The organism is Microcoleus sp. T3_B1, assembly GCF_036700445.1.
Lineage (GTDB): Bacteria > Cyanobacteriota > Cyanobacteriia > Cyanobacteriales > Microcoleaceae > Microcoleus.
In genome coordinates, this window is record NZ_JAUBOX010000005.1 from 89,427 (window position 1) to 113,767 (window position 24,341).

Sequence of the window (24,341 nt, forward strand, 5' to 3'; positions counted from 1 at the left end):
AATAAATTTCCTCCTGATTTTTGCATTTTTAACGATACTCTTTGGCTGAGTTAAAGCGGATTACTTTTTTTACCCTCCGAATCCGATTCTGTTTTTTTTACATCTAACTCTTCGCGACGTACTGTGTCTGTTGCCTCAACCGTATCTTGCTCAACTTCTTTTCTGACTTGCACCTCCTCGCGCACGAACGCTTGCTTTTTGATATCGACAGTTTCTTCGTAGATTTCAAAATGTGCCATTTCTTCTTGCTTGAAGGCGGTATCTGGAGTTACTCGACTCCCTGCATATTCAGGAGTTGTGTGCTCAATCACAACTCGCTCTTTTTCTACAGGAACTTCCAGTTGTACCGTTTTGGTTTCAACTTGTTTGCCAATTATTACCTCGCCTGTTTTGCGACGGGTTTTATCTGCAACTAATCGTTCTTCGTACAGTTTGAGTTTTTGATGATCCTGTTCGTTCATCTGATACAATTCGGGTTCTCGCTCGTAAGTATAGGTATCCCGGTCATAAGCAGCTTTACGAGCTTGAGGCGAGACAGAATACGTTCTCGAAACTGGAACAGGCCCTTCTAAAGGTAATGATGCTTCTACTGGTACAGACGCTTCTACTGTTGAAGTACGATAAATACCCCGCACTTGTTCTTCATAATCGTAATCAACTGCCGTCCCATGCTCATACCTGGGTAGTTTTTCTACTTGGTCTTTACTCTGCAAACCTGTAGCGTAAACGCGCCTCCCCTTAAAATCAATCCGACAAAGAGCAATGGGAAGTAAAACTTTTTTGCCAAAAATCCAAGAACCAGTCTCTACCACAAAATAGCGGAAACGTCCTGTCTCATCTACTAGCACAGTATCGATCGTGCCAATTTTATCATCGGTATTTCCGGCATACACCTCCGCCCCTTTGATATCGTCGTCATCAAAAGCTGCTTGGCGGTAGTTGGGATTAAAATCCTCAATTTTGTAAAGTAACATTGTTGTTTCCTGTACTATCTACATCCACTTGTGTACCTACTTTAGATAGATATCAGTTCTAATACTTCCTTCTTATGAATGATTCAGCAAAGTGAAAATCATCAAGATAGCGATATTTTTTTATATTTTTCTATCTTTAGGTAGATGAATTTAGATTTCCTGTACTCAAAGGGGTAAATTTATCTAATGATTCGTAGGTTGGGTGGAGCCAACCTACAACGTTTCTGCCAGCAACTCTCACAAGGATTTATTAGGTTTTATGATCACCTTAACTAGGGGATATCCTACAAAGTTAAGGGCATCTATAAACGAGCTGCTGGTTTTTTTTTAAAGGAAATTTCCATTTTATGAGCGAAGTTACTACTTTTGATATTTAGAATTTTTAACTTAAAAATATTATGCCCATCGGTAGATATTCTGGTAATGATGATTAAGTAAAATTAAATTACCTTCAAGAAAAAAAATGACGTAACGCAGGGGTTAATCTTTTATGACTTATCCAGATCGATCGGGCAGTGAACTCACTGAGCCTACAATCGTCAATCCGCTGGTGGATTACCACGACCAAGTGAGGTGGGGGCCAATTTTGGCAGGAATTGCGATCGCTCTGGGTACTCAACTACTTTTAAGCGCTTTGGGAATGGCGATCGGATTAACCGCAGGTGCAACAGGCGCGGATGCAGGTTCCGTTGGTATTGGGGTCGTAATTTGGTCGATTATCAGTTTGCTAATTTCCCTATTTTTGGGCGGTTGGGTGATGGCTCAAAGCTGCGGCCCGATGACCAAGAAAACAGCATTTTTGAATGCAGCAATTCTTTGGGGAGCTACATTAGCACTTAGTGCTTGGTTATTAGGAAGCGGGATATCGGGTGCTGTTGGCGCTGCGGCTGCTAATGCTGGAGAAATTGCCAATCAAGTACAACAACAGGGCGGCGTTAATATACCGAATCAAGCGCAGAATGTAGGCCCAAATCAAGTTCGCGATATAGCTGGTAATACAGCTAAAGCTACTTGGTCATTTCTACTTGGCTCTTTGCTGAGTTTGGCAGCGGCAATGGTGGGTGGTGCTGTTGGCGCTCGCAAACCTCGCGTTTATGCTTGATTAGCGGTCAACCACCCACCACTAATCGGAGTACCGATATAGTGGGGGCACAGAAATTGCCAAGTTGACCAGTCTAGGTGTTAAATCACTACGTTTAAGGCAAGTGTTAAAGACCTACCAGAGAATGCGTTGCTAGTTCTCTGCTCTAGAACTTAAAAGTTAAACAGGTGTAAGGGTTAAGCCAGTGCTTTTAAGATAGTTACCGACCTTAAACATTGACGAAGCTAACATTACCCCGAAAGGGAGGACTTAAAATGTCTAACTTTGTTTTTGTACTAGATACCCAAAAACGACCGCTCAATCCAATCCACCCAGGAATGGCCCGTAAATTGCTAACTAATGGCAAAGCTGCTGTTTTTAAAAGGTATCCATTCACACTAATTCTCAAGGTAGAGGTAACAGCAACCCAAAAACCAATCACTCTCAAAATAGACCCTGGCTCTCAAACCACTGGGTTCGCATTACTGCAAGGAGAAAAAGTAATCTTTGGCGCAGAACTGACTCACCGAGGTCAAGCTATTAAAGCCAGCCTTGAATCTCGTCGTTCATTACGTAGAGTCCGGAGAAATCGCCATACTCGTTATCGTCCAGCTAGATTCCTAAATAGAACTCGCCTTAAAGGTTGGCTAGCCCCAAGTTTGCAACATCGCGTTGAAACAACTATAACATGGGTGACTAAATTGATGAAAGTTGCCCCCATTGTTTCTATTGTTCAAGAACTGGTGCGGTTTGACTTACAACAATTAGAAAACCCGGAAATTTCTGGAATTGAGTACCAACAAGGCGTTTTGTGTGGCTACGAGGTTCGGGAATATTTGCTCAACAAGTGGGAGAGAAAGTGTGCTTACTGTGGTATTACAAATACACCATTACAAGTCGAACATATTCATCCCAAAGCTAAGGGTGGTTCTAATCGCATTTCTAATCTTTGCCTTGCTTGTGAAAAGTGCAATATCAAGAAAGGAACTCAAAATATAGAGCAATTCCTGTCTAAAAAGCCAGAGGTTTTAAAACGGGTTTTGTCTCAATCAAAGCGTTCTTTAAAAGATGCGACAGCAGTCAATTCAACTCGTTGGGCATTATTTAATCGGCTTAGCATGATTGGTTTGCCTGTTTCTACTGGCAGTGGTGGCTTAACAAAGTTCAATCGCACTCGATTAAACTTAGCTAAAACTCACTGGCTAGATGCAGCTTGTGTAGGGAAAGTTGAATCGTTGGAAATTTTAACAAGCAAACCGTTGTTAATTAAAGCTACTGGGCATGGGACGCGCCAAATGTGTCGTACCGATAAGTTTGGATTTCCATGTCGCTATGTTCCCCGGCTTAAGTTTGTTAAAGGTTTTCAAACTGGAGATATTGTCAAAGCAATCGTTACTTCTGGCAAGAAAGTTGGTAAATATGTTGGGCGTGTTGCCGTTAGAACGAGTGGTTCATTTAATATTGCCGCATCAGAATTGGTGTCAGGGGTTAGCCACAAATATTGTTCAATTATTCACAGAAAGGATGGTTATTCGTATGCAGCATAAACCTTGCCCCCCTTGGACTCCCACCACGCTCCCTGAGTACAGGTGAGCGTGGGGGTCTCCAAGGGGGAAGACAGATGAACGAGCTAAAAACCTTTTATAAGGTTTGGGCATAGAGATTTAAAAGAAGATAAAGCGATGCAACAGCAGAGGAGCTGGCAAAAATATACAACGTTAACAAGATCGAACTTGTTAACGGCAACAGTTTTAGTTGCTCCCTCGTTCGCCGCTGATACAAATCAAACACAGATTCAAGGTGAATATCTACTAGCGCAAGCTTCAGAAAACTGTCGCCCGGTTATTGCGAGGAATGGTCTTAATGTTCGGCGACAACCGACGGCTAACAGCGAAGCGATTGGCATCATTGATTCCGCAGGAAATGTGACGATTCAAAGTCTTGGTGAGAATCGCTGGATAGCAATTACAGCCCCGATACAAGGCTGCGTATATGGTGGTTTTCTCGGAGCGTGTGAAGTCGCCACCGCCCCGCCTCCTACTAACAGCAGCCAAGTTGCAGCCCAAAAAGGAATTAACGTACATCAAGTACCTTCCACTGATGGGAAAGCGTTGGAGTCGTCGCGAATGGACGAAGAGTGAGATTGAAAGTTTAAGAACGGATGGTTGGATGCCGATTACAGTGCCTCTGAGAGGCTACTTCCAAACTGAAAACCTGGCGTATTGTAGTTAATTGAAAAAACAGTGATGGATCACCAATCAAAGCCAAAAAAAGAAACTAATTCACAGCAAAAGTCTGGTTTGTTAAATTTCATTGCCGAGACAACAGAATCTGCACTGAATACAGGCAAAGCGGTTGTTGACACAGCAATTAATTGGGGGGAAGCTGCTGCTAAACAAACTTATCGATGGATTGGACAAGCGACGCAAGGAACCGGAGAGGCGGTAACTTATGTTGGCAATCTTCCCTTGGTTAAACAAGCAGCAGGGGTACTCAGGCTTGATTGGTTAGTTGGACTCAGCGATCGCATCGACTTAGCCAAAGCCGAAGCTCAAGTCAAGGAACTCCAACAAAAGTATCCCAATGAAGAACCCAGCGAAATTGCTCATCGCATTATGGTGGAAAAAGCGATCCACGCCGGTGGTGTCGGATTTGCTAGCAGCATTTTACCCGGTGTCGCGGCTGCACTGCTGGCGATCGATTTAGCCGCGACTACTGCGATTCAAACCGAAATGGTTTATGAAATTGCCGCCGCTTATGGGATGGATTTGCAAAATCCAGCCCGAAAAGGCGAGGTTTTGGCAATTTTTGGGTTAGCGCTAGGCGGTAGCAACGCAATGAGAGCTGGTTTGGGCTTTTTACGCAACGTACCGCTGGCTGGCGCGATGATTGGTGCGAGTACGAATGCTACGATGCTGTACGCGCTGGGATATGCGGCGCGCCAGTTTTACGAAGCCAAAGTGAGGGAAGAGACTGAAGAACCTGGCACCGAAACGCTGCAAGCGATTCAGCAACAAAGCGAGAAATATCTCGATGTTGCGATCGCCCAGCAAGCAGGCATGGATCAAATTATGGTTCACATGATTTTGGCAAGTTATCCCAACAAAAACTGGGAAGATATTCTGCCGGAATTGAAGGCATTGCAATTAAATGCCGATTCTCTCAAAAGGATTGCTGCTAACATCAAGTCCCCCAAACCATTGGGTGCATTGTTAGAGCAACTTAACCCCGACTTTGCAGTACCGCTATTAGCTCAATGCCGTCGCATTGCCGAAAGTAAGGGAGAGGTTTCCGAAGCAGAACAGAGGGTGCTGGATGCGATCGCACAAAAACTCAACGGTCAAGATGTGGCTTCGATATCCACTTGAAAAAATTTGTTGGTGCGTTAGCTTTCTGCGTAACGAACCATCCCCAATATTTACTGTGGCTGTGTAAGTCCTAAATTAGCCTCACGTTACAGTAATCTACAGCCTTAAGATAGAGTTTGACATGGCTAATTTTAATACTATCAAGAACGACTGATGCAAGAGGAAGTTGTATGACAGCAGAAATATCGGGAGTCTGGGACAAGATTGAGAGCATGATCAATGGCTTCATTGTCATGCTGCCTAATATGATACTAGCGTTAATTGTTTTTGCAATCTTTTTCTTTGTTGGCCGATCAATTAAGAGAGCGGTCAGGCGGCTTACCCGCAACCACCGCCAATCCCGGAATTTGGGACTGGTGTTGGGAAGGTTAGCGCAGGGTATTACTGTTCTGGTTGGTCTGTTTATTGCCTTGTCGATTATAATTCCCACATTTAAAGCAGGCGATTTGGTGCAACTGCTGGGAATTAGCGGGGTAGCGATTGGTTTTGCCTTTCGCGATATCTTACAAAACTTCCTAGCTGGTATCCTAATTCTTTTGACGGAACCGTTCCAAATCGATGACCAGATTGTGTTTAAAAACTTTGAGGGAACCGTAGAAAATATTGAAACTCGCGCTACAACAATCCGAACCTATGATGGTCGCCGGATTGTAGTTCCCAATGCGGAATTGTTCATTAATTCTGTTACTGTGAATACCGCCTTTGATAAACGCCGGATGCAATACGACGTTGGTATCGGCTACGGCGATGATATTGACCGAGCCAAGCAGTTAATGATGGAAGCCATGCAGAGTGTGGATGAGGTTTTGGATGACCCTGCTCCTGACGTGCTGCTGATGGAACTTGCAGGAAGTAGCGTCAATATCCGCGCTCGATGGTGGATTGCTCCGCCGCGACGAATGGACGATCTGCGATCGCGGGACAAGGTACTTTCTGCGATTAAGGAAAAGCTGACTGCCAATGGCATCGACTTGCCCTTTCCTACGCAGCAAATTTTGTTTCACGACCAAACCGAAGAGACGGATGGCGATCGCAAACGTCAACGGGAAGGATGGCCCGCTGGTAATGGCGAAGTTCCCAAACCCCGCAGCATCAGCGGTTCTCTGCGACAACTAATTGAACAGCGATCGCAACAAGATGGCAACGGACAATCTTCACGCCACCCCAACTCATGAAAAATGTCAAGTTAAGCAAAATTTGGGACTCGCTGCACTCTAGCTACTGGTTTATCCCAACGTTGATGGCGGTGGGGTCGATGATTTTAGCGATCGCAATGCTGACACTTGACCGCACGGGTAATATACCAAACTGGAGGTGGATTTACACGGGTGGAGCCGATGGTGCGCGAGCGGTTCTTTCATCGGTTGCCAGTTCAATGGTCAGCGTTGTTGCTACAGCTTTTTCCATTACTATTGTGGCGCTTCAGTTGGCGAGTTCAAATTTTGGCCCCCGATTGCTGCGTAATTTTATGCAGGATACGGGCAATCAAATCGTGCTTGGCACTTTCATTGGCACGTTTATTTACTGTTTACTCGTACTGCGAACCATTCATTCAGAAGGAGAAGGATACACTCTCTTTGTACCCCAACTCTCGGTTACAGTTGGTACTGGATTGGCAATTGCCAGTATCGGGGTACTGATTTACTTTATCCATCACGCATCAACCATTATTCAAGCGTCCCATGTAATTACTCAGGTTAGTGGCGATTTAGACAAAGCTCTAGATCGTCTGTTTCCCGGAAAAATCGGAGGAGGTAAAGCGAACAACTCGGGACAATTGGGAGAAATTCCTGCCAATTTTGACTCGGAAGCAAGTCCAATCAAAGCCACTGGCGAGGGTTATTTGCAAGCAATCGATGACAACGAATTAATGAAAATTGCCCGTAAGTACAATCTGCTTCTACGTCTTAAAACTAGACCGGGAAAGTTTATCGTCAGGGGCAGCGATTTAGCGATGGTTTTCCCGGAAAAAGGGGTGAATCAAAGCTTGAAACAACAGATTAACGATGCTTTTATTCTGGGCAAAGAACGGACTGAATATCAAGATGTAGAATTTCCAATCGATCAGTTAGTTGAAATTGCCTTGCGTGCGATTTCTCCTGCTATCAACGATCCATTTACTGCGATTCGGTGTATCGATCGACTCAGCGCCGGATTATCCCGCCTCGCTCAAAGGGATTTTCCCTCGCCCTATCGCTACGACGATGAAGATAATTTGCGCGTCATTGTTGAAGGAGTGACCTTTGAAGGGTTAGTCGATGCTGCATTTAACCAAATTCGCCAGTACAGTAAATCAGATGTGGCGGTAACAATTCGCTTATTGGAAGCTATAGCTTGCATCGCCACTTATACCCGCAATTCCAAACAACGAGAAGCTTTACGCCGTCAGGCGGAGATGATTTTAAATAGTAGCCGCGAACAAATCTCTCAGGAGCAAGACCAGAAAGATGTCCAAGAGCAGTATCACCAAGTCATTAAAGTTTTAGGAGAGGATTAATTTTGTTGAGCAGAGTTATGGTAATAACAGCAGCTTTGCGATCGGCTCCTAATAATTTAGCTTTAACCGCGCTGATTGCCATTGGTTTAGCGCTGACACATTTATTTTGCGGCAAGTTGCGGTTTGCTCCTATTCCTCGCAGTGGCTGGCTTTCAGCGGCTGGTGGGGTTTCGGTAGCTTATGTTTTTGTGCATATTTTACCGGAATTAAATCTGCACCAAGCGGTATTAGAGCAAGTAGAAGCAGGAGTTATTTCTTATCTAGAACACCACGTTTATTTAATAGCTTTGTTAGGATTGACTGTATTTTACGGCTTGGAGCAAATTGCAAATTTATCTCGTCAGCGTGGCGAAGAGGATGTGACCAGTCCTGGTGTTTTTTGGTTGCACATAGGCTCTTTTGCAATCTACAACGCTCTGATTGGCTATCTGCTGGTGCATCGGGAAGAACCGGGCATTACCAATCTGCTGTTGTTTTCTTGTGCAATGGCACTGCACTTTGCAGTGAACGACTCTGGTTTGCGGGAACACCACAAACATATTTACGATCGCATCGGACGCTGGATACTAGCAGCAGCTATTATTGTGGGGTGGGTGTTGGGTAGCGCTACTGAAATTGGAAAAACTGCGATCGCAGTTTTATTTGCTTTTTTAGCCGGAGGAATTGTTCTCAACGTCCTCAAAGAAGAATTGCCAGAAGAACGAGAAAGTCGGTTTTGGGCATTTGCCCTTGGTGCTGGAATTTACACGGCTCTTTTATTGGCTTTGTAGAGGAATCATATTGTTGACTGTTGACTGTTGACTGTTGACTGTTGACTGTTGACGGTGAGTCAAAAGAATGAATATTACGCGAATTATTTGTTGGCAGTTTGATTCGACTTTTCGCCCGACGATGAAGCGCGGATTTGATATCATCATTCCGGCGCAGCCGGAATTGATATCAAATAAAGCCAAAACGTTCGAGCTTAAAACCATTATCAGGAATCCAGTGTTCTTTGAGACGGCGTTTAAAATTACCGGGATGATTTTTCCTAGCACTGCTACCAACTGCGGCGGTATTAACAGTCTTAACTTTAAAAGGTAAAGCTCTGCTCATAGTTTAAGTGCTTAAAAGCTTACATTTATATGAGAGAATTTTTACTACATCATATAAATGTGTAGTTACTAAGACTACCCAGTTATCATTTTGGGCGATTTCACGCCATATATTGTCGGCCAACTCTTGCAGTTAAAGAGCCACTTTTCCGCCATTACCTGAGTCATCTATGATGAGGGTGAGCCCCGTTTTTTGGGATTTGTGGGTAAAAACATCGTCTCTCGCGACGACACCATTTATCGAAGCATGGGAACATGGTGGTGGGAGTTGTTTCCTTTATGAGAGTTTTTCGACGTGGAAGCGCCAACTACACTACAATGGATTTTACCATAAAAGGGACTAATTTTTGGTTTAAGTCCTTATAATCAACATTAAAAGCCGCAGCCTGTAAAGAGGTGTTGGAAAATTTATGTGTGTCAACTTAGGGGATATCCTGCACGAAAGCTACAAAATTATCGCTTTGTTGGGAGAGGGAGGGTTTGCTAGAACCTACACGGCTGTACAAATAAACACACCTAATAATCCTCTGTGCGTTGTTAAGGAAATTCCTTTTCCCCCATCGAACGATCCGCGCGTCTTGGAGAGGGCAAGGAACCGATTTGAAGGGGAGGCTAGCGCTTTGCGCCGTCTGGGGAGAAACTCGCGCATTCCCGAATTATTCGATAGCTTTGAAGAAAACGATTATTTTTACTTAGTGCAAGAATACGTTAAAGGACATCAGCTCAGTAAAGAACTCACTGCGGGCGATCGGTGGAATGAGAAAAATACCGTTGCTTTGTTGCGAGAAGTTCTGGAAATATTAAAATCAGTCCACCAAGAAAATATTATTCACCGCGATATTACACCTTCTAACTTAATTCGGCGTAAAACAGATCAACAAATTGTTTTAATTGATTTTGGGGCAGTCAAAGAAATCGGCACTTTTACCTCTAACTCTACAGGTGAAATATTCAGCTCGCAGGCGATCGGCACCAGGGGTTATATGCCTGCCGAACAACACGATACGCGGTCTCTCCCGCAACCCTACAATGATATTTATGCAGTAGGAATCATCGCGATTCAAGCCCTCACCGGGCGGCGTCCCACCAATCTGCCACAAGACCCCGAAACTGGTGAAATTGTCTGGGATTATTTAACATCTGAACCTGTTAGCGACAAGCTTAAAAATATTTTAACCAAGATGGTGCGTTTCCACTTTCAAGACCGCTACCAATCGGTTGATGAAGTTTTGCAAGACTTGGATTTGTCGATCGTCGCAGGGCCCCAAGTACCCAAAACTTCGCGGAAGTTGCGATCGGGCTTTCGCTGGCTGCTGTTCGGAGTTGCGGGACTGGGCGCTGCATTGGCGATCGCATTTTTAATCCCCAGAATTTCCCCGCCACAAACGGTGGCTGTACCCTCCCCAGATGGTGTAAGTTCTGGCGAAAAACTCCTAGTGCAAACCTCGCCCCTTTGGTCAAAACAAAGGGGAATTAGTGAGTTGGCCGACTCAAATTATCCTGATGCTTTGAAATTGCTCAAACAGTCCTGGCGAGAAGACCGCAGAGATCCAGAAACTTTAATTTATATCAACAATGCCCTGCTGAAGGCAATAAATGCAGAATATTACACGATCGCGATCGTTGTTCCCATCCTCAGAAATCCCGACGGTAGCATCGCTAACGCAAATTTAGCAGAAGAACTGCTGCGCGGCATTGCTCAAGCTCAAACCGAAGTTAATTTAGGCGCGATTGCTGCAAAAGAGCGCAATCAAGACTTTCCCGGTCAAGAATTTATCGAACCGAAATCTATTAACGGTAAAGGTCTCAGAGTCATCATTGCCGATGATGCAAATCTCAAGTTAGAGGCAATTAAAAGGGCAAATTCTTTACTCGCTCAACCAGATATTTTAGCAGTTATCGGACACTATGCCAGCGAGATGACTTTGGCAACAGTAGATATTTACGATCGCAATAAATTAGTCGCTCTTTCTCCGGGAAGTACCACCGAAGAACTGACGCGAAAACCTCGAAAATTTTTCTTTCGGACTGCTCCGACAACTAGCATCGAAGCTGAAGCTTTAGTAAATCAACTGCTCTCGCTCGGTGAGAAAAAAGTTGCAGTATTTTACAATCCCAACAGTCCGTTCAGCGCTTCTTTGTGGGAAGAATTCAAAAAGCAATTTGAAGCGCAAGGAGGAACGACTATCAGGCTTAGAGAGTTTTACGACTTATCTAAAAATAATTTTAACGCCGAAGCCGCAATAAAAAAACTTGAGAAAGCCGGCAAAATAGCGTTACTTTTAATTCCCGACGGTCAAGTCACTAATGCCCAGCCAAATGCGATCGATATGATTAAAGCTAACAACGATCGCCATTGGATTGTCGCCTCTTGGGGACTCTACGATTGGAGAACTTTAGAAGCTGCCAAACAGCTAAAGTCTGTCGAAAAACTAGCTATATCTGTGTTCTGGCATCCTTTAACCAGTTTTGACAAAAAATTTCCTCAAAATACTGAAAAGTTGTGGGGAGGCCCGGTAAATACTCGATCGGCTTTAACCTACGATGCAGCCCGCACGCTGATTAAAGCCCTAGAAATGCAGCCAGAACCAACCCGCCAAGGAATGCAACAAACCTTAGCCGATCCAAATTTTAAAGCCGAGGGAGCCACGGGTATAATTGAGTTTGACTCAAAGACCGGCAATCGCAAAAACCCTCCTAAAGGAGTGGCGCATATTGTTCCGTGTGCTAGAGAACAATTTGGTCTGACATTTGTGCCGATCGAATTTCCCACAGCCGCAGCCGCAGGTTTAAAGTGCGATTGAATTGATATCTTGTGGCATTTTCCACAAACCTGTAGGGGCGGGTTTTACCGATCGTAATTGCCTAAAATCAATAATCTCATAAACCCGCCCCCGCACCACGGTAAATCGCTATTGTAACTATCGCGATCGGTGCAACATATCAATTTATTCGATATATTAAACAAAGCTAGTTTTTTTTATAATAACGCTTATGACTGTCAATCTCGCTCCCTTCCCCGGTTCTAGCCTCAAACCAGAAGCCCAGAATATCTCAGCACTCAAACAAGTCTTTCAGACAATTGATGCCGATAGCTGTCCGGGTTCCTATAATTTTCATATGCACACAGTCTACTCCGACGGGCGATTGCAGCCAGAGAAATTGATGGAACAAGCCATAGCCCGCGGTCTCAAAGGCTTAGCTATCACCGACCACCACAGCACCGAAGGCTACGTTAAAGCTCAAATTTGGCTGGATAATTGGAAATTAAACCATCCTGACAAAAATAGCGAAGCACCTAGTCTCTGGACAGGCGCTGAAATTAATGCCGAATTGCTCAACAATGAGGTACACATTCTCTGTTACGCCTTTGATCCGCAACATCCCAGTCTCCAACCATACCTACGAGGTAAAAGCACTGAAGGCACTTATTGTTATTCAGCAGCCAGGGTAATTGAAGCTATTCATGAAGCAGGAGGTTTAGCAGTTCTCGCACATCCTTGCAGGTATCGATCGACTGCAGATAAACTAATCCCAGAAGCAGCCCGTTTTGGCATTGACGGTCTAGAAATTTACTATGCTTACGGTAATCCAAATCCTTGGAAACCGAGTCCCAAACAAACTGCTTTAGTCAAGGATTTAGCAGAAACTTATGGTTTGCTGGGAACTTGTGGCACGGACTCTCACGGGCTGAGTCTTCTCGTCCGAATCTAAATAGTTCGGAAATAACAAGTGCTTTATCCTGTCATTACCAGTCTAAGCGTTAGCGGATATATCTCTTATGAAAGCAATCATAATGAGCCGAAAATAAACAGTAAAAAAACAGTTTCTCAGGTCATATTATACCTCTTGCAAAAATCCTTTTCCTCAATTGATGGGACGGGCTCTTCGGCCCATCCCACAAGAAAAAATAACTCTTGTGGGATGGGCCGAAGAGCCCGTCCTAATTATTTTTGCAAGAGGTCTATTATGTCCGCTAAAATGACTACTATAGCAATCCTAAATGATTCAGATAAATTTGTAGGGGTAGTGCTACCCCTACTCCCCGTGCCTACCCCCTATCTATAGGGCAACCACGGGGAGTAGGGGTCGGATTGCCCCTACAATAATTATGAGAATGATTTAGGATTGCTATATAAAATTGTTTGGTAGTGAGGACTTCAGTCCTCATAAAAGTCTGTGGACTGAAGTTTTCACTACTTGCCTTATAAGGGCTATTTTAATGGACATGATATCATTGCGATCGCCAGGATGAGCTTTCGCCTTCCCAAAGAAAGCAATTGCTTTCTTCAGGTAATATTTTGGCAACTCCTAGAGACATTTCTCCCTAAAAACCAGTCGCCCTTCTACCGTTCGGGGAACAACTGACAGGCCCTATTAGTTGGCTGATTTGCCCAATCCAAGCGAGAATTCCCAAATCGATCCATCCAACCTTCCAAATAAGCCCGATTAGCCTTTCTTTCCTCTGGATCTGATGTATTCATTGGATGAGGTGCTAGACCGAAAATAGTCGCCGTCGTCACGCAAAACATCGACTTTTGAAAACTCTGGCAAATTTGCACCCGCACATCGTCTTCACCGCGACAGCTAGTGCGATAAACTTCGTGCAAATACTCCGGCAAATAATGACGCATATCTTGCATTAATTGAGTTGGCGGAATCCCTGCACCTCCAATCGGTAAAGGGTCAGCAAACAAAGCCCCGTAGGCAAATTCTCTTTGTTCTTCCGGGATTTGATGAGCTTGAGCGTTGTAGGAAACTGTACCAAAAAACGCAGTGCCCCGAAAGAAAATTGACTCTACATAAGGCACTGCTACATCTGGTAAAAATGTTAAGTTAGCGCTCGCCGGAATGATATCGTAGACTTGAGGGCCAATCTTGACGCTGTAGGTAATTGGTAAACTGGCGGCGCTAACCAAACCTGCTAAGACAAAATCAACTACTTCTGCGATCGACTTAATTTTACCGGCTTCGTAGGCATCAGATAAGTCTATGAACAAATCGCTCATTACCCGCCAAAACTGACCGAGACCGGTGTAGTAAGCCAGCATCCGCACTTGTTCCGGCAAAAAATTAGGAAATGCTTTGTTGAGTCCCTGCATGAAAAAATTGCCTTTCAGTTTAGCAGCGATCGCCTTTTCGACCAAACTGCTAAATTCCGGGGTATCCAAATAAGTGTCAAAACCCCCGCCGCCGTGCCACAGCATAGTTTTCATAACATACTCAGCATACTCAAAATTTATGCGATCGTGCCACAAATAGCGCATTAATTTGGGCAGCGTTACCTCTCCGTTGAAATATTTAAAAAACGGGAAAAGCACTAAAAACTGTTCTTCTGCAATATAATTGAGATTGCGAGAATAGGCATCGAGAACCACACCGTAACTTTTGAGAATGCCGACAACTTCTACTACATTTTCCGCCGATTCGGGAAGCAAAGCTTTGCCTGATTCCAAGAGGTCAATGTATGCGGATAGGGGATGGGAAGAGGGTTTTAATACGGTACTTTTCATTCTTATTTAACCTTAATTGAAGGAAGGAACGACAAGGATTTGAACACGGATACACTGATGAATGGAATAGGTAGGGACACGGCAGTGCCGTCTCCCTACAGCCGTCTGCTGTATTTCATGGGATTGAAAACTGCCATAGGACTAAAGTCCGATGCTACTGAGATATTGCACCATTCTCAATTAGCCGTAGGGGCGGGTTCGCCAACAGCCTTAAAGCTTGCAAATAGGTTCTATAAACCCGCCCGACCCCCCGAAAAATCCTCTTATTGAGATTGCTGCAAGATGTCCGATGCTACGAACCTAGGTCATATTTTATTTCAAGTTTTGAGCGATCGCTTTAACTTGCGGTGGCACATTAGCTACCATTCCGATCGCTGTTTTCTCGCTCAAAGCAACTAAAACTCCCGGTTGCACTCCCATAATTGCGATAATTATGGCTAAAACCAGCGAAGGGATGCGATCGCGCCAGCGGACTTGGGGCAAATTTTCCACCACATCCGAAAGGCGGCCGAAAAAGGCGCGGTTGACCATAATTAAAAAGTAAACTGAAGTCAAACCAGTGCCGATCATGCAGAGCAAAGTTTGCACCGGAAACACGGGCAAACTGCCCCGAAATATCAAAAATTCAGCAATAAATCCAGCCAAACCCGGAATGCCGGCACTAGCCATCACGCCGAGGATCATTAAACTGCCAATCATCGGCAAACCGCGATCGGGATTGAACAAACCTTTGAGCACATCGATGTTGCGGGTGCCGGATTTTTTGTAAACAACGCCGACACTCAAAAATAGCAGCCCCGAAATTAAACCGTGGCTAACCATTTGCAAAACTGTTCCCAGCATACTAATCGGAGTAGCTGCGGCGCTAGCTAACAAAATGTAGCCCATGTGAGCGATCGAACTGTAAGCTACAATTTTTTTCATATCTTTTTGGGCGATCGCGCAACTCGCCCCGTAAAGCACGCTTACCACCGCCCAACTCGCCAAAATCGGCGCCGCCACCGCCCACGCATCGGGAAACAAACCCAAACCAAAGCGCAGCATCCCATAAGTTCCCAGCTTCAAAAGCACCCCCGCCAGCAGCACCGAAACCGGCGTCGAAGCTTCTACGTGAGCATCCGGCAGCCAAGTATGAAAAGGCACCAAAGGCATCTTAATTCCAAAAGCCAGCAACACCCCTGCCAGCAAAACAATTTGCCTTACCAAAGGCAATGGCAATCCTCCTTGCAAATGCGATGCGCCCGCTGCACCAACCATATCGAAACTAGAAGCACCACTAAGCCAACCAGTCCCCAAGAAAGCAGCCAGCAGCACAATTCCCGCAAATGCAGTATAGATTAAAAACTTAGTAGCAGCATAACCCCGGCGCTCGCCTCCCCAAATCGCAATTAACAGGTAAAGCGGAATCAATTCTACCTCAAAAAACAGGAAAAACAGCAGCAAATTTTGAGATAAAAAAGCCCCTGTTACGCCGCCTGTAATTAACAGAATCAAAGAATAATAAAGTCGAGGTCTGCGGATCGACTCATCCGTAGCGTAAATAGCTAGCCCTGTCAGCAGAGTATTTAAAATTACCAAAGGCAGAGACAAACCATCAACGCCGAGATTGTAATTCAATCCTAAAGCATCTATCCAAGGAATGAATTCCGCAAACTGCAACTGACTGAGACTGGCATCAAACTGAACTGCCAAAATCACCGAAAGAATAAAAGTTATACCCGCAATGGCGATCGCGACATTCCGAACTATTTTAGAACTGATCTCACCGGGCCAGAGCCCAATCAGGGCGGCCGCCAACATTGGTATCCAGATTAAAGCACTGAGCATCAATTAAAACTTTCCTTTATTACGCAGTTTTTAGAACTCTATTTAACATTAACGCAAACCAACTGCATAAAAAAGCGATCGGCTGATTTTCTTGTTAACATAAATTCAAATGTCTCTGGAATCCTCCTATGACCTCAAGTCTTACAGATCGAGAAGATTTGCAAATTAAATCCGGTTCTCCTTCCACCCGCCTAACAGTTGCCGACTTAGAACAACTGCAAGGTATACTCTGCGAAGCGCATCTAGACTACCAATTAGAACTCGTAGACGGGAAGATTATCATTATGGGCCCATCAGACATTGTATCGAGCGAAATTGGACTTGAGTTTGGCAGAGTTTTACTAAACTGGGTCAAACCCCGCAAACTCGGACGAGTGTTTGAGTCCAGCGGCGGGTTTATCCTCCCCAATTCAAATCTTACTGCACCCGATGTTTCGTTTGTGACAGCCGATCGCCTCAAACAAAGCAAAAGGTATTTTGCCGAACTCGTTCCCGACTTAGTTGTAGAAATCAAATCTCAGTGCGATCGCCTCAAACCCCTGCGAGAAAAAATTCTATCATTCATCGAACTCGGAGCAAAAGTAGGAATATTAATCGACCCAGACAAGCGCACAGTAACAATTTACACTCCGACAGCCGAGCCAGTGGTATTGAGAGACGGCGACATGATTTCAATTCCCGAACTTTTGCCCGGTTGGGAAGTTGCGGTGACAGAATTGTGGCCGATCGAGTTTGAATAAAATTAGATAAAAAAGCAGACAAACCCAGAATAAAATCATCTGCGTTCATCTGCGTTCATCCGCCCTCATCTGCGGTTGAAAATTAAATAACATCAGACAAAAAGCAGACAAACCCCGAAAAATTCATCTGCCAATCTCTGCGGTTTAAAACTGCCAAATAATCAACGCCAGCAACACAGCAACCCCCGTCGCAATAGTCAACACATAAAACTGCGACTGACCGGTGCCGCTGTACTTCAACCCTTCACCGCTGAAAATTGTGGCAAAACCGAACAAATTCACCGCCCCGTCCACCACATACCTATCAGTCCAAGCGCTGATTTTAGAAATAAAAGCCACAGCCCAAACGACAGTCAAGCGGTAAACTCGATCGATATAAAAATCGTAAGCAAACAAATCCTGCAACGCCGGCACCGGCAGCCGTACCGGTCGAGGTAAAACCCCGTACCAATAAATCGCCACCCCAACCGCAACGCCAATCAACCCAGATAACATTAACAGCGGAAGATGCAGAGTCTTCAACAGCAAATTTAAAGTATCAAAATCCCCCGTTTCCGCCCAAGGCCCAGTCCAACTAATTAACAATTGCCACTGCTGCAACATCCAAGGCACCAACAGCCCAATCACTGTCAAAATTACCATCGGCAAAGCCATCTGCCAACCAACTTCTGGAGCTCTGCGAGTTTTCGGCTGCGGTTTTCCAGCGAACACTAAACCGAATATGCGAGTTAAATTTAGCGCTGTCAAACCGTTAACTAAAAGCAGCACTATTACCAGCCACAAAGGCAAAGTCCAAAAACCGTTGAGCCAGCGCCGCATCGCCCAAAAGTTGCCCAGAGGCAACAACGCTACCATCCCCGCAGCGCCTACTAAATAAGCCGTAGTGGTAGCAGGCATCTTCGACCACAACCCACCCATTTCTGTTAAATCTTGAGTGTTAGTTGTGGTAATAATTGACCCTACGCTCATGAATAATAGGCCTTTGGCGATCGAGTGCGCGAACAGCAACAGCAAAGCAATGTCAACTTGATTTAGCCCCACGGCGATAAACACCAAACCCAAAGAGGCGCTGGTAGAATGCGATAGTGCTCTTTTGATGTCGATTTGGGCGATCGCCACCAAGGAAGCGCCAACAGCCGTCACCGCACCCAAAACCACCAACACCGCATCGGCGATCGGCGAAAGCGCTAAAACAGGCTGAAGTTTAATCAAAACATAAGCCCCAGCGCCCACAACTACCGTATTCCGCATAATCGAAGCCGGGTTGGGCCCTTCCATCGCCTCGTCAAGCCACAAATGGAAGGGAAATTGAGCGCACTTGGCCGTAGGTGCAGAGATTAAAGCCAAACCTAAAAAAGTCGCCACTACAGGAGACAAAGTTGCAGTTTCAGCCCATATTTCCAAATCGGAAAAATTCAAACTTCCCGCTAAAGTTGAAAGCGTCACTACTCCCATCAGCAGCGGCACGTCTCCTACACGCTTGGTTAAAAACGCATCTCTAGCGGCTGTTACTACCAGCGGTTGAGCGTACCAAAACCCGACTAGCAAGTAAGTTGAAAGCGTCAGCACTTCCAACAAAGCGTAAGTTAGAAGCAGCGAGTCGCTAATGGCAATGCCGCTAATTGCCGCTTCAAAAAAACCCATCAGCCCAAAAAATCGAGCTAGCGCCCAGTCTTTTTCCATGTAGCCTAGAGCGTAAATTTGTGCTAGCAAACTCAGAACACTAACTAACTCCATTGCTCCCACGCTGACGGTGGAGATTTCTATTGCAAAAGACAAATCTAAATCGGCTGCTTGCACCCAGTGCACGAGCAACTGTTGGGGCGGTTGATCCCAAGTCGCTGTAAAAATAACTGATCCGTGTATGAAAGCTAACACCGTCATCAGCAAATTGAAGTATGCTGCAGGTCTCGGGCCTGTTCTGCGAACGGTGCCCGTAGACCACGGCAAAGTTAAAATTGCGCCTATTAAGCCATATAAAGGTACCCACCAACAGGCTTGGAGGAGAAATTGAGTCATTTAATTTATCCCTTAAACTTCAAATTACTGGCTGCCTTTATAGCTGGTAAAAGTATAGTCATTTATAGGCATGGGAGGCTTCAAGCCCCTCCCCCTTCACTTTTACTTTGAGCGGATTAACCCGCATTGGCCCAACTACGCAGCTCCCTATCCCATCGCTGAACGCATTTGGGATTGCTTTTCTGAGGATGTTGTACGAAGCGTTGATATCAGAATTAATTAACTGACCAGTCGATGTTTTGTACAAACCTCGCTTAATACGCTTACCAGTAAACATTGGCTCTTTTTCTGTTTTCCCGTAGACAGGGATTGGGTCTAGACCCACGAAGTTGGCCCGCGATGTGTAGGATTCTTCCTGCACAATTACATTGATTCCCGCCAACCGAGCTTTGTACTCCAACATTTCAATTAATCGAGAGTGAGGAATACTAACAAAGTTTTGGTTGGTTTGCTTCCCTAGATCAATTTCAGTTTTCCACTGTGCATTCTTGCCAATTACTAGCGTCCCAATTTGTTTGGTATTTAAAATCGCAACAATCACACGACTAACATGATGCAAGTAATTATCAACTTTTTGATGGCGACAACGAGTTAAGCGCGCTCATCCGGGGTGAAGTTTTGCGGTTCCCTTTTAACTGGGATTGTAATCGGGATTTGCGTTTGTTATAGAACTGGTTAATCGATTTTAATGGTCGCCCGTTAATCAACAAAGGGATAAATCCCGGTTGATTTGAAGTTAACGCCACTAAATTATCTAGTCCTAAATCAATACTAGCTACAGAGTTGGCATTGCTGATGGTGGACTCCGGTTCATCATAAATTATCTCAATTACATAGGAATCACATTTCGGAACCAGTCTAACTTGACAAATCTGGTTGGGATTGAGTAGGGTTTTAATTAAAAGTTCAGTCCCCGAAAGTTTAATGATTCCTTTCTTCAACTGTTTACTACTAATCGCTTGAATCGTGTAGACGAGAAGGTTTCGCCCTTTAGTCTTATCTTTGTACTTTGGCAATTTTGGGCGACCCGTGAATTTTGAAGAGTCAGCTTTGTAAGCTTTAACGGCTTCAAAAAACGATTTCCAATTCTTGTCTAACACCATTAAGATTTGCTGGCTTACTTTGGCAGGCAAAGCCTTGTAAACTTCATGAGACTTCATCAATCGGTTCATTTCGTTATAACTGACATAACCCCACCCATAAATAAAACTCTGACGAATGACGTAATGGGCGGCATTGTAGAGGTTTTTGGACTTGAAAGCTAGTTCGTCTATTTGGGCGAAACGGTGTGACGTTGATTTAATGATGTGCCTCTGTGTTAGTTGCATTTGAGACTTGCGTTTTTTGGGCTATGCGTATTCCTTGTTCAACACTCACAACAATATAATACCATTATTGTTTATAATTGCTTATAAACTCCATGAAGTTTTACAATACAAAAACTGTCGCGGGCGATCGCGCGATACCCTAAAACTTTCACTAAACCCGATCGTATAGTTGTGGCAAAATAATTTGCACTCCAGATTAACTATACATTAAAGCATCAAAACTGATAATTATTTCAAGACAAAATTACAGGCTGAGCAGAGGAGGCACTCAAAGAAAAAAATGCCGGCCGATGGGCCAAGACTGCCTTTTTTGCCGATTTACCCGCGATCCCCCTTTTGAAATCCCCAAGTTTCCCGGGTGCGATCGGCTCCGGCTTCACATACCGAACTCTACTTTATGAGTATTATTACTTACTTTAATCCCCCACGCCGTCGGCATCTACCCCTCTCTATATTAAGATTATTAAATAAATATTAAATTAGTTTAAGTAACATAAAAAATTTTAATTTTTGTTATTAAACATTATGATGTTAGTTTATATTGTCAAGGTGGACAGCTTCCCCTATTCTTATAGGATAGGAAGCTTTACACTGCCTTACTAAAAAATGTGGGCCTCCCCGTCCAAATTTTTAGATTTCTCAAAGATTTGTAACGGTAATTTCGCTCATCCTCAAAGGAGATTCAAAAATGTCAATTGCCGTGGGAATGATTGAGACAAAAGGTTTTCCCGCTGTTGTGGAAGCTGCCGATGCTATGGTCAAAGCTGCCCGCGTTACCCTCGTGGGCTATGAAAAAATCGGCAGCGCCCGCGTCACCGTAATTGTGCGCGGCAACGTGTCGGAAGTCCAAGCCTCAGTCGCAGCAGGAGTGGAATCCGTCAAGCGTGTCAACGGCGGAGAAGTCGTCTCTACCCACATCATCGCTCGCCCCCACGAAAACCTAGAATACGTTCTGCCGATTCGATATACAGAAGCAGTAGAACAGTTCCGAGGCTACTAAGTTCTTAGCGCACAAAAATTTCGTTAAAGGAAAATTTGTGCGATCGTCAAAAATTAACTGTTTAGTTCCCCAAATATTCAATCAGGAGTAAAACCAATGGCAATTGCAGTTGGCATGATCGAAACCCTAGGCTTCCCCGCAGTGGTAGAAGCCGCTGACGCGATGGTCAAAGCAGCCCGCGTCACCTTGGTAGGCTACGAAAAAATCGGTAGCGCTCGGGTTACGGTCATTGTAAGAGGAGATGTCTCGGAAGTGCAAGCTTCTGTCGCCGCCGGAGTAGAGTCAGTGAAGCGCGTTAACGGCGGACAAGTGATGTCCACCCACATTATCGCCCGCCCTCACGAAAACTTAGAGTACGTGCTGCCGATTCGCTACACCGAAGCTGTAGAACAGTTCCGTGAAGGCGTGAGCGGCATTCGCCCCCTCAACAGATCATAAGATAGGCTCACGGCTGTTAGGGGCGTTTGGTAATTAAAAATTAAAAATCGCGCTGTTTTTGATTTAGCATTTTTAATTTTTAATTGAGGTGGGTATGGGATATTGGTTATTAGTCATGAGTCATTAGTCATGAGTCATTAGTCATTAGTCATGAGTCATTAGTTACTAGACGAATAACTCTAAACGGCGGACAGCGGACTGAGCAAAGCTAATAAAAAAAAGACAAGTGACCCTGTAAAAATGACAGTTACCAATTACCTATTACCTATTACCTAAAATGCAAATGGCCAAAGTTCTCGGCACAGTTGTCAGTACCCAAAAAGAGCCGACGCTGAGAGGATCGAAATTTCTACTGCTGCAATTCATCGATGAGGAAGGTTCGCCAGTTCCCGGCTATGAGGTAGCCGCTGACTGTGTGGGCGCAGGTATAGATGAATGGGTTTTAGTAACCCGAGGCAGCGCAGCCCGGATCGCGCCCGGAAGTGAAAACCGTCCGATCGATGCTCTAGTAGTAGGCATTATAGATACTGTCAATGTAGAAAACCGCCTCATTTACAGTAAAAAAGACGACCCGTACCGCTAGTTGACAGTTGGCAGTTGGCAGTTGACAGTTGGCAGTTGGCAGTTGGCAGTTGGCAGTGAACAGTGAACAGCTAACAGTGAACAGTTGACAGTGAAGAGTGAACAGCTAACAGTGAACAGTTGACAACTAACAACTAACAAAAAATTTTTCAGCTTAGGAGAACTTAATTTATGGCAGTCCGCAACGTTGCGGCTCCCCCGACGCCTTGGTCGAAAAACTTGGCTGAGCCCAAAATTCACGACACCGCATTCGTACATTCCTTTTCTAACATTATTGGGGATGTGCATATCGGTTCTAATGTGATGATTGCCCCCGGGACATCTATCCGCGCCGATGAAGGCACTCCTTTTTATATCGGAGAAGGAAGCAACATTCAAGACGGAGTAGTGATTCACGGCCTAGAACAAGGCCGAGTCACAGGAGACGACGACAAATCCTATTCTGTGTGGGTGGGGAAAAATACTTCCCTCACCCACATGAGTTTAATTCACGGCCCTGCCTACGTGGGCGAGAACTGCTTTATCGGCTTTCGCTCTACGGTGTTCAATGCCAGAGTGGGCAACGGCTGCATTGTCATGATGCACGTACTAATTAAAGATGTGGAGATTCCCCCCGGTAAGTACGTACCTTCGGGAGCCATCATCACTAATCAGAAGCAAGCCGATCGCTTGCCTGACGTTCAAGATTCTGACATTCAATTTGCGACCCATGTCATCGGCATCAATGACGCTCTGAGAACGGGTTATCGCTGCGCTGAGAACATCGCCTGTCTAGCACCAATTCGCAACGAGCAAACTAAAAACCCAAATATGACTCAAACCAAATATTCTACCAATGCCGGCACCCAATTGAGTTCAACTCTTGCCGATAGCATCCGCAATTTACTAGCTCAAGGATACAGCGTGGGAGCCGAACACGCCGACGCACGCCGCTTCCGTACCGGTTCTTGGCGTACTTGCGGCCCGATTTCCTCAAAGCGCGACTCAGAAGTAATCGCGGCTTTGTCAGCTTGCATGGCCGAGCACCAAGGAGAATACGTCCGCTTGATCGGGATTGACACCAAAGCCAAGCGCCGCGTACTCGAAGAAATCGTCCAAAGACCGGGAGACAACGGCTCTAACGGTTCTAACGGTGCGAAAACTCACCAATCTAACGGTAAAGTTGCACAAGCTTCCCACCACAATAGCGGTTCCGTGTCAAGCGGCAAATTGAGTGCCGAAACAGTGGCTCAGGTTCGCAGCTTGCTAGCTCAAGGCTACAAAGTGGGTACGGAACACGCCGACGCGCGCCGCTTCCGCACCAGTTCTTGGCAAAGCGGGGCTTCGCTGCAAGTCAGAAACGAATCTGAGGCGATCGCCGCTTTGGAAGCTGTGATGAACGAGTACCCGGGTGAGTACGTGCGCTTGATCGGGATTGACCCGAAAGCTAAGCGACGCATAGTTGAAGAAATTATTCAGCGTCCCGACGGCCCGGTTGCTCAATCGGCTAAGCCGGCAGCAACATCTAACTCGGCCGCAACATCGGGATACAAAGCAGCTTCGACTGGTTCGGCCAGCAGCGGAAGTTTGACCGGCAAGACGATCGACCAAATCCGCAACCTGCTTTCCCAAGGCTACAAAATTGGCACGGAACACGCCGACGCGCGCCGTTTCCGCACCGGTTCTTGGAGCAGTTGCGCGCCGATCGCATCCAACCGCGAATCCGAAGTGATTTCCGCCCTCGAAAGCTGTCTCAAAGAACACAGCGGCGAGTACGTCCGCTTGCTGGGCATCGACTCCAAGGCCAAGCGCCGGGTGCTCGAAGAGATTATCCAGCGTCCTTAATTTGCTAGGTAATTAGCTTGTTTCTCCCGTTAAGCCCTCGCGCTGGGGCCAACGGG

General features: G+C 45.3%; 20 protein-coding genes and 2 pseudogenes. 14 read left to right on the top strand and 8 right to left on the bottom strand.

The features are described 5' to 3' along the window. Positions 1-50: 50 nt before the first annotated feature. On the bottom strand, positions 51-974 hold the full coding sequence (locus QT990_RS04865; RefSeq protein ID WP_333144360.1) for a DUF2382 domain-containing protein: 924 nt from the start codon (positions 972-974) through the stop codon (positions 51-53). A gap of 490 nt (positions 975-1,464) precedes the next feature. Here QT990_RS04865 and QT990_RS04870 point away from each other — a divergent pair, with 490 nt between their 5' ends. From QT990_RS04870 to QT990_RS04900, 7 genes are all read left to right on the top strand, one after another. Next, entirely contained in the window at positions 1,465-2,076 is a 612-nt protein-coding gene (locus QT990_RS04870; protein WP_333144359.1) for a hypothetical protein, read from the top strand. Between the two features lie 254 nt (positions 2,077-2,330). Then, positions 2,331-3,602 (top strand): RNA-guided endonuclease IscB, encoded by a 1,272-nt coding sequence (iscB, locus tag QT990_RS04875; RefSeq protein ID WP_333144358.1) that lies wholly within the window; start codon positions 2,331-2,333, stop codon positions 3,600-3,602. Between the two features lie 135 nt (positions 3,603-3,737). Next, the gene (locus QT990_RS04880; RefSeq protein WP_333144357.1) at positions 3,738-4,196 is read left to right on the top strand and encodes a hypothetical protein; all 459 of its coding nucleotides are present in this window, start codon (positions 3,738-3,740) and stop codon (positions 4,194-4,196) included. 105 nt (positions 4,197-4,301) lie between these two features. After that, positions 4,302-5,423 carry an EcsC family protein gene (locus QT990_RS04885; RefSeq protein ID WP_333144356.1) on the top strand — a complete coding sequence of 374 codons (1,122 nt, stop codon included), beginning with the start codon at positions 4,302-4,304 and terminating at the stop codon, positions 5,421-5,423. A gap of 170 nt (positions 5,424-5,593) precedes the next feature. Then, positions 5,594-6,598: a mechanosensitive ion channel family protein gene (locus QT990_RS04890; RefSeq protein ID WP_333144355.1), complete on the top strand. Its 1,005-nt coding sequence runs from the start codon at positions 5,594-5,596 to the stop codon at positions 6,596-6,598. Then, positions 6,595-7,920, top strand: coding sequence for a DUF2254 domain-containing protein (locus QT990_RS04895; protein WP_333144354.1), 1,326 nt, complete (start codon positions 6,595-6,597; stop codon positions 7,918-7,920). The genes QT990_RS04890 and QT990_RS04895 overlap by 4 nt, the downstream gene beginning before the upstream one ends. Before the next feature lie 17 nt (positions 7,921-7,937). After that, positions 7,938-8,690 carry a hypothetical protein gene (locus tag QT990_RS04900; protein ID WP_333300278.1) on the top strand — a complete coding sequence of 251 codons (753 nt, stop codon included), beginning with the start codon at positions 7,938-7,940 and terminating at the stop codon, positions 8,688-8,690. Here the strand turns inward: QT990_RS04900 and QT990_RS04905 are convergent. The 3 genes and pseudogenes from QT990_RS04905 to QT990_RS35775 form a co-directional block, all read right to left on the bottom strand. After that, positions 8,676-8,894 carry a hypothetical protein gene (locus QT990_RS04905; RefSeq protein WP_333144352.1) on the bottom strand — a complete coding sequence of 73 codons (219 nt, stop codon included), beginning with the start codon at positions 8,892-8,894 and terminating at the stop codon, positions 8,676-8,678. The two genes, QT990_RS04900 and QT990_RS04905, sit on opposite strands and share 15 nt — an antisense overlap. Further along, positions 8,860-9,015, bottom strand: a complete 156-nt coding sequence (locus tag QT990_RS04910) for a hypothetical protein (protein WP_333144351.1) — start codon at positions 9,013-9,015, stop codon at positions 8,860-8,862. Before QT990_RS04910 ends, QT990_RS04905 begins: the two co-directional genes overlap by 35 nt. A 33-nt stretch (positions 9,016-9,048) precedes the next feature. Further along, a pseudogene (locus QT990_RS35775) lies at positions 9,049-9,295 on the bottom strand (hypothetical protein); the annotation flags it as partial. A 129-nt stretch (positions 9,296-9,424) separates the two neighbouring features. On the opposite strand from QT990_RS35775, the gene QT990_RS04915 reads away from it, so the two are divergent. Further along, on the top strand, positions 9,425-11,818 hold the full coding sequence (locus tag QT990_RS04915) for a bifunctional serine/threonine-protein kinase/ABC transporter substrate-binding protein (RefSeq protein ID WP_333306590.1): 2,394 nt from the start codon (positions 9,425-9,427) through the stop codon (positions 11,816-11,818). 190 nt (positions 11,819-12,008) lie between these two features. Beyond that, complete coding sequence (locus QT990_RS04920; RefSeq protein ID WP_333144349.1) at positions 12,009-12,728, top strand: PHP domain-containing protein; 720 nt, start codon at positions 12,009-12,011, stop codon at positions 12,726-12,728. Positions 12,729-13,360: 632 nt separating this feature from the next. Here the strand turns inward: QT990_RS04920 and QT990_RS04925 are convergent. Together QT990_RS04925 and QT990_RS04930 are read right to left on the bottom strand one after the other, a co-directional pair. Then, on the bottom strand, positions 13,361-14,527 hold the full coding sequence (locus QT990_RS04925) for a CO2 hydration protein (RefSeq protein WP_333142863.1): 1,167 nt from the start codon (positions 14,525-14,527) through the stop codon (positions 13,361-13,363). Between the two features lie 312 nt (positions 14,528-14,839). Next, a complete protein-coding gene (locus tag QT990_RS04930; RefSeq protein WP_333464989.1) occupies positions 14,840-16,354 on the bottom strand; it encodes an NADH-quinone oxidoreductase subunit M in 1,515 nt (504 codons plus the stop codon). Positions 16,355-16,482: 128 nt separating this feature from the next. On the opposite strand from QT990_RS04930, the gene QT990_RS04935 reads away from it, so the two are divergent. Then, positions 16,483-17,094: a Uma2 family endonuclease gene (locus QT990_RS04935; protein ID WP_333464990.1), complete on the top strand. Its 612-nt coding sequence runs from the start codon at positions 16,483-16,485 to the stop codon at positions 17,092-17,094. Positions 17,095-17,238: 144 nt separating this feature from the next. Here QT990_RS04935 and QT990_RS04940 read toward each other — a convergent pair whose 3' ends face one another. Further along, entirely contained in the window at positions 17,239-19,113 is a 1,875-nt protein-coding gene (locus tag QT990_RS04940) for an NAD(P)H-quinone oxidoreductase subunit F (RefSeq protein ID WP_333464991.1), read from the bottom strand. Between the two features lie 58 nt (positions 19,114-19,171). Continuing rightward, positions 19,172-20,441 (bottom strand): annotated as a pseudogene (locus QT990_RS04945) (RNA-guided endonuclease InsQ/TnpB family protein). A 688-nt stretch (positions 20,442-21,129) separates the two neighbouring features. Here QT990_RS04945 and QT990_RS04950 point away from each other — a divergent pair. From QT990_RS04950 to QT990_RS04965, 4 genes are all read left to right on the top strand, one after another. Beyond that, a complete protein-coding gene (locus QT990_RS04950) occupies positions 21,130-21,441 on the top strand; it encodes a carbon dioxide-concentrating mechanism protein CcmK (protein WP_006635059.1) in 312 nt (103 codons plus the stop codon). A gap of 96 nt (positions 21,442-21,537) precedes the next feature. Continuing rightward, positions 21,538-21,879: a carbon dioxide-concentrating mechanism protein CcmK gene (locus QT990_RS04955; protein ID WP_006635058.1), complete on the top strand. Its 342-nt coding sequence runs from the start codon at positions 21,538-21,540 to the stop codon at positions 21,877-21,879. Positions 21,880-22,156: 277 nt separating this feature from the next. After that, positions 22,157-22,462: a EutN/CcmL family microcompartment protein gene (locus QT990_RS04960; RefSeq protein ID WP_172186882.1), complete on the top strand. Its 306-nt coding sequence runs from the start codon at positions 22,157-22,159 to the stop codon at positions 22,460-22,462. 170 nt (positions 22,463-22,632) lie between these two features. Beyond that, complete coding sequence (locus tag QT990_RS04965; RefSeq protein WP_333306578.1) at positions 22,633-24,285, top strand: ribulose bisphosphate carboxylase small subunit; 1,653 nt, start codon at positions 22,633-22,635, stop codon at positions 24,283-24,285. Positions 24,286-24,341 lie beyond the last annotated feature (56 nt).

Bases quoted from the DNA above. Each gene is read 5' to 3' on its own strand.
- QT990_RS04940 (WP_333464991.1), bottom strand. From the start codon at position 19,113: ATGACTCAATTTCTCCTCCAAGCCTGTTGGTGGGTACCTTTATATGGC.
- QT990_RS04880 (WP_333144357.1), top strand. From the start codon at position 3,738: ATGCAACAGCAGAGGAGCTGGCAAAAATATACAACGTTAACAAGATCG.
- QT990_RS04885 (WP_333144356.1), top strand. From the start codon at position 4,302: ATGGATCACCAATCAAAGCCAAAAAAAGAAACTAATTCACAGCAAAAG.
- QT990_RS04895 (WP_333144354.1), top strand. From the start codon at position 6,595: ATGAAAAATGTCAAGTTAAGCAAAATTTGGGACTCGCTGCACTCTAGC.
- QT990_RS04905 (WP_333144352.1), bottom strand. From the start codon at position 8,894: ATGGTTTTAAGCTCGAACGTTTTGGCTTTATTTGATATCAATTCCGGC.
- QT990_RS04955 (WP_006635058.1), top strand. From the start codon at position 21,538: ATGGCAATTGCAGTTGGCATGATCGAAACCCTAGGCTTCCCCGCAGTG.
- QT990_RS04910 (WP_333144351.1), bottom strand. From the start codon at position 9,015: ATGAGCAGAGCTTTACCTTTTAAAGTTAAGACTGTTAATACCGCCGCA.
- QT990_RS04865 (WP_333144360.1), bottom strand. From the start codon at position 974: ATGTTACTTTACAAAATTGAGGATTTTAATCCCAACTACCGCCAAGCA.
- QT990_RS04935 (WP_333464990.1), top strand. From the start codon at position 16,483: ATGACCTCAAGTCTTACAGATCGAGAAGATTTGCAAATTAAATCCGGT.
- QT990_RS04960 (WP_172186882.1), top strand. From the start codon at position 22,157: ATGCAAATGGCCAAAGTTCTCGGCACAGTTGTCAGTACCCAAAAAGAG.
- QT990_RS04890 (WP_333144355.1), top strand. From the start codon at position 5,594: ATGACAGCAGAAATATCGGGAGTCTGGGACAAGATTGAGAGCATGATC.
- QT990_RS04925 (WP_333142863.1), bottom strand. From the start codon at position 14,527: ATGAAAAGTACCGTATTAAAACCCTCTTCCCATCCCCTATCCGCATAC.
- QT990_RS04900 (WP_333300278.1), top strand. From the start codon at position 7,938: ATGGTAATAACAGCAGCTTTGCGATCGGCTCCTAATAATTTAGCTTTA.
- QT990_RS04870 (WP_333144359.1), top strand. From the start codon at position 1,465: ATGACTTATCCAGATCGATCGGGCAGTGAACTCACTGAGCCTACAATC.
- QT990_RS04915 (WP_333306590.1), top strand. From the start codon at position 9,425: ATGTGTGTCAACTTAGGGGATATCCTGCACGAAAGCTACAAAATTATC.
- QT990_RS04950 (WP_006635059.1), top strand. From the start codon at position 21,130: ATGTCAATTGCCGTGGGAATGATTGAGACAAAAGGTTTTCCCGCTGTT.
- QT990_RS04920 (WP_333144349.1), top strand. From the start codon at position 12,009: ATGACTGTCAATCTCGCTCCCTTCCCCGGTTCTAGCCTCAAACCAGAA.
- QT990_RS04965 (WP_333306578.1), top strand. From the start codon at position 22,633: ATGGCAGTCCGCAACGTTGCGGCTCCCCCGACGCCTTGGTCGAAAAAC.
- QT990_RS04930 (WP_333464989.1), bottom strand. From the start codon at position 16,354: ATGCTCAGTGCTTTAATCTGGATACCAATGTTGGCGGCCGCCCTGATT.
- iscB (WP_333144358.1), top strand. From the start codon at position 2,331: ATGTCTAACTTTGTTTTTGTACTAGATACCCAAAAACGACCGCTCAAT.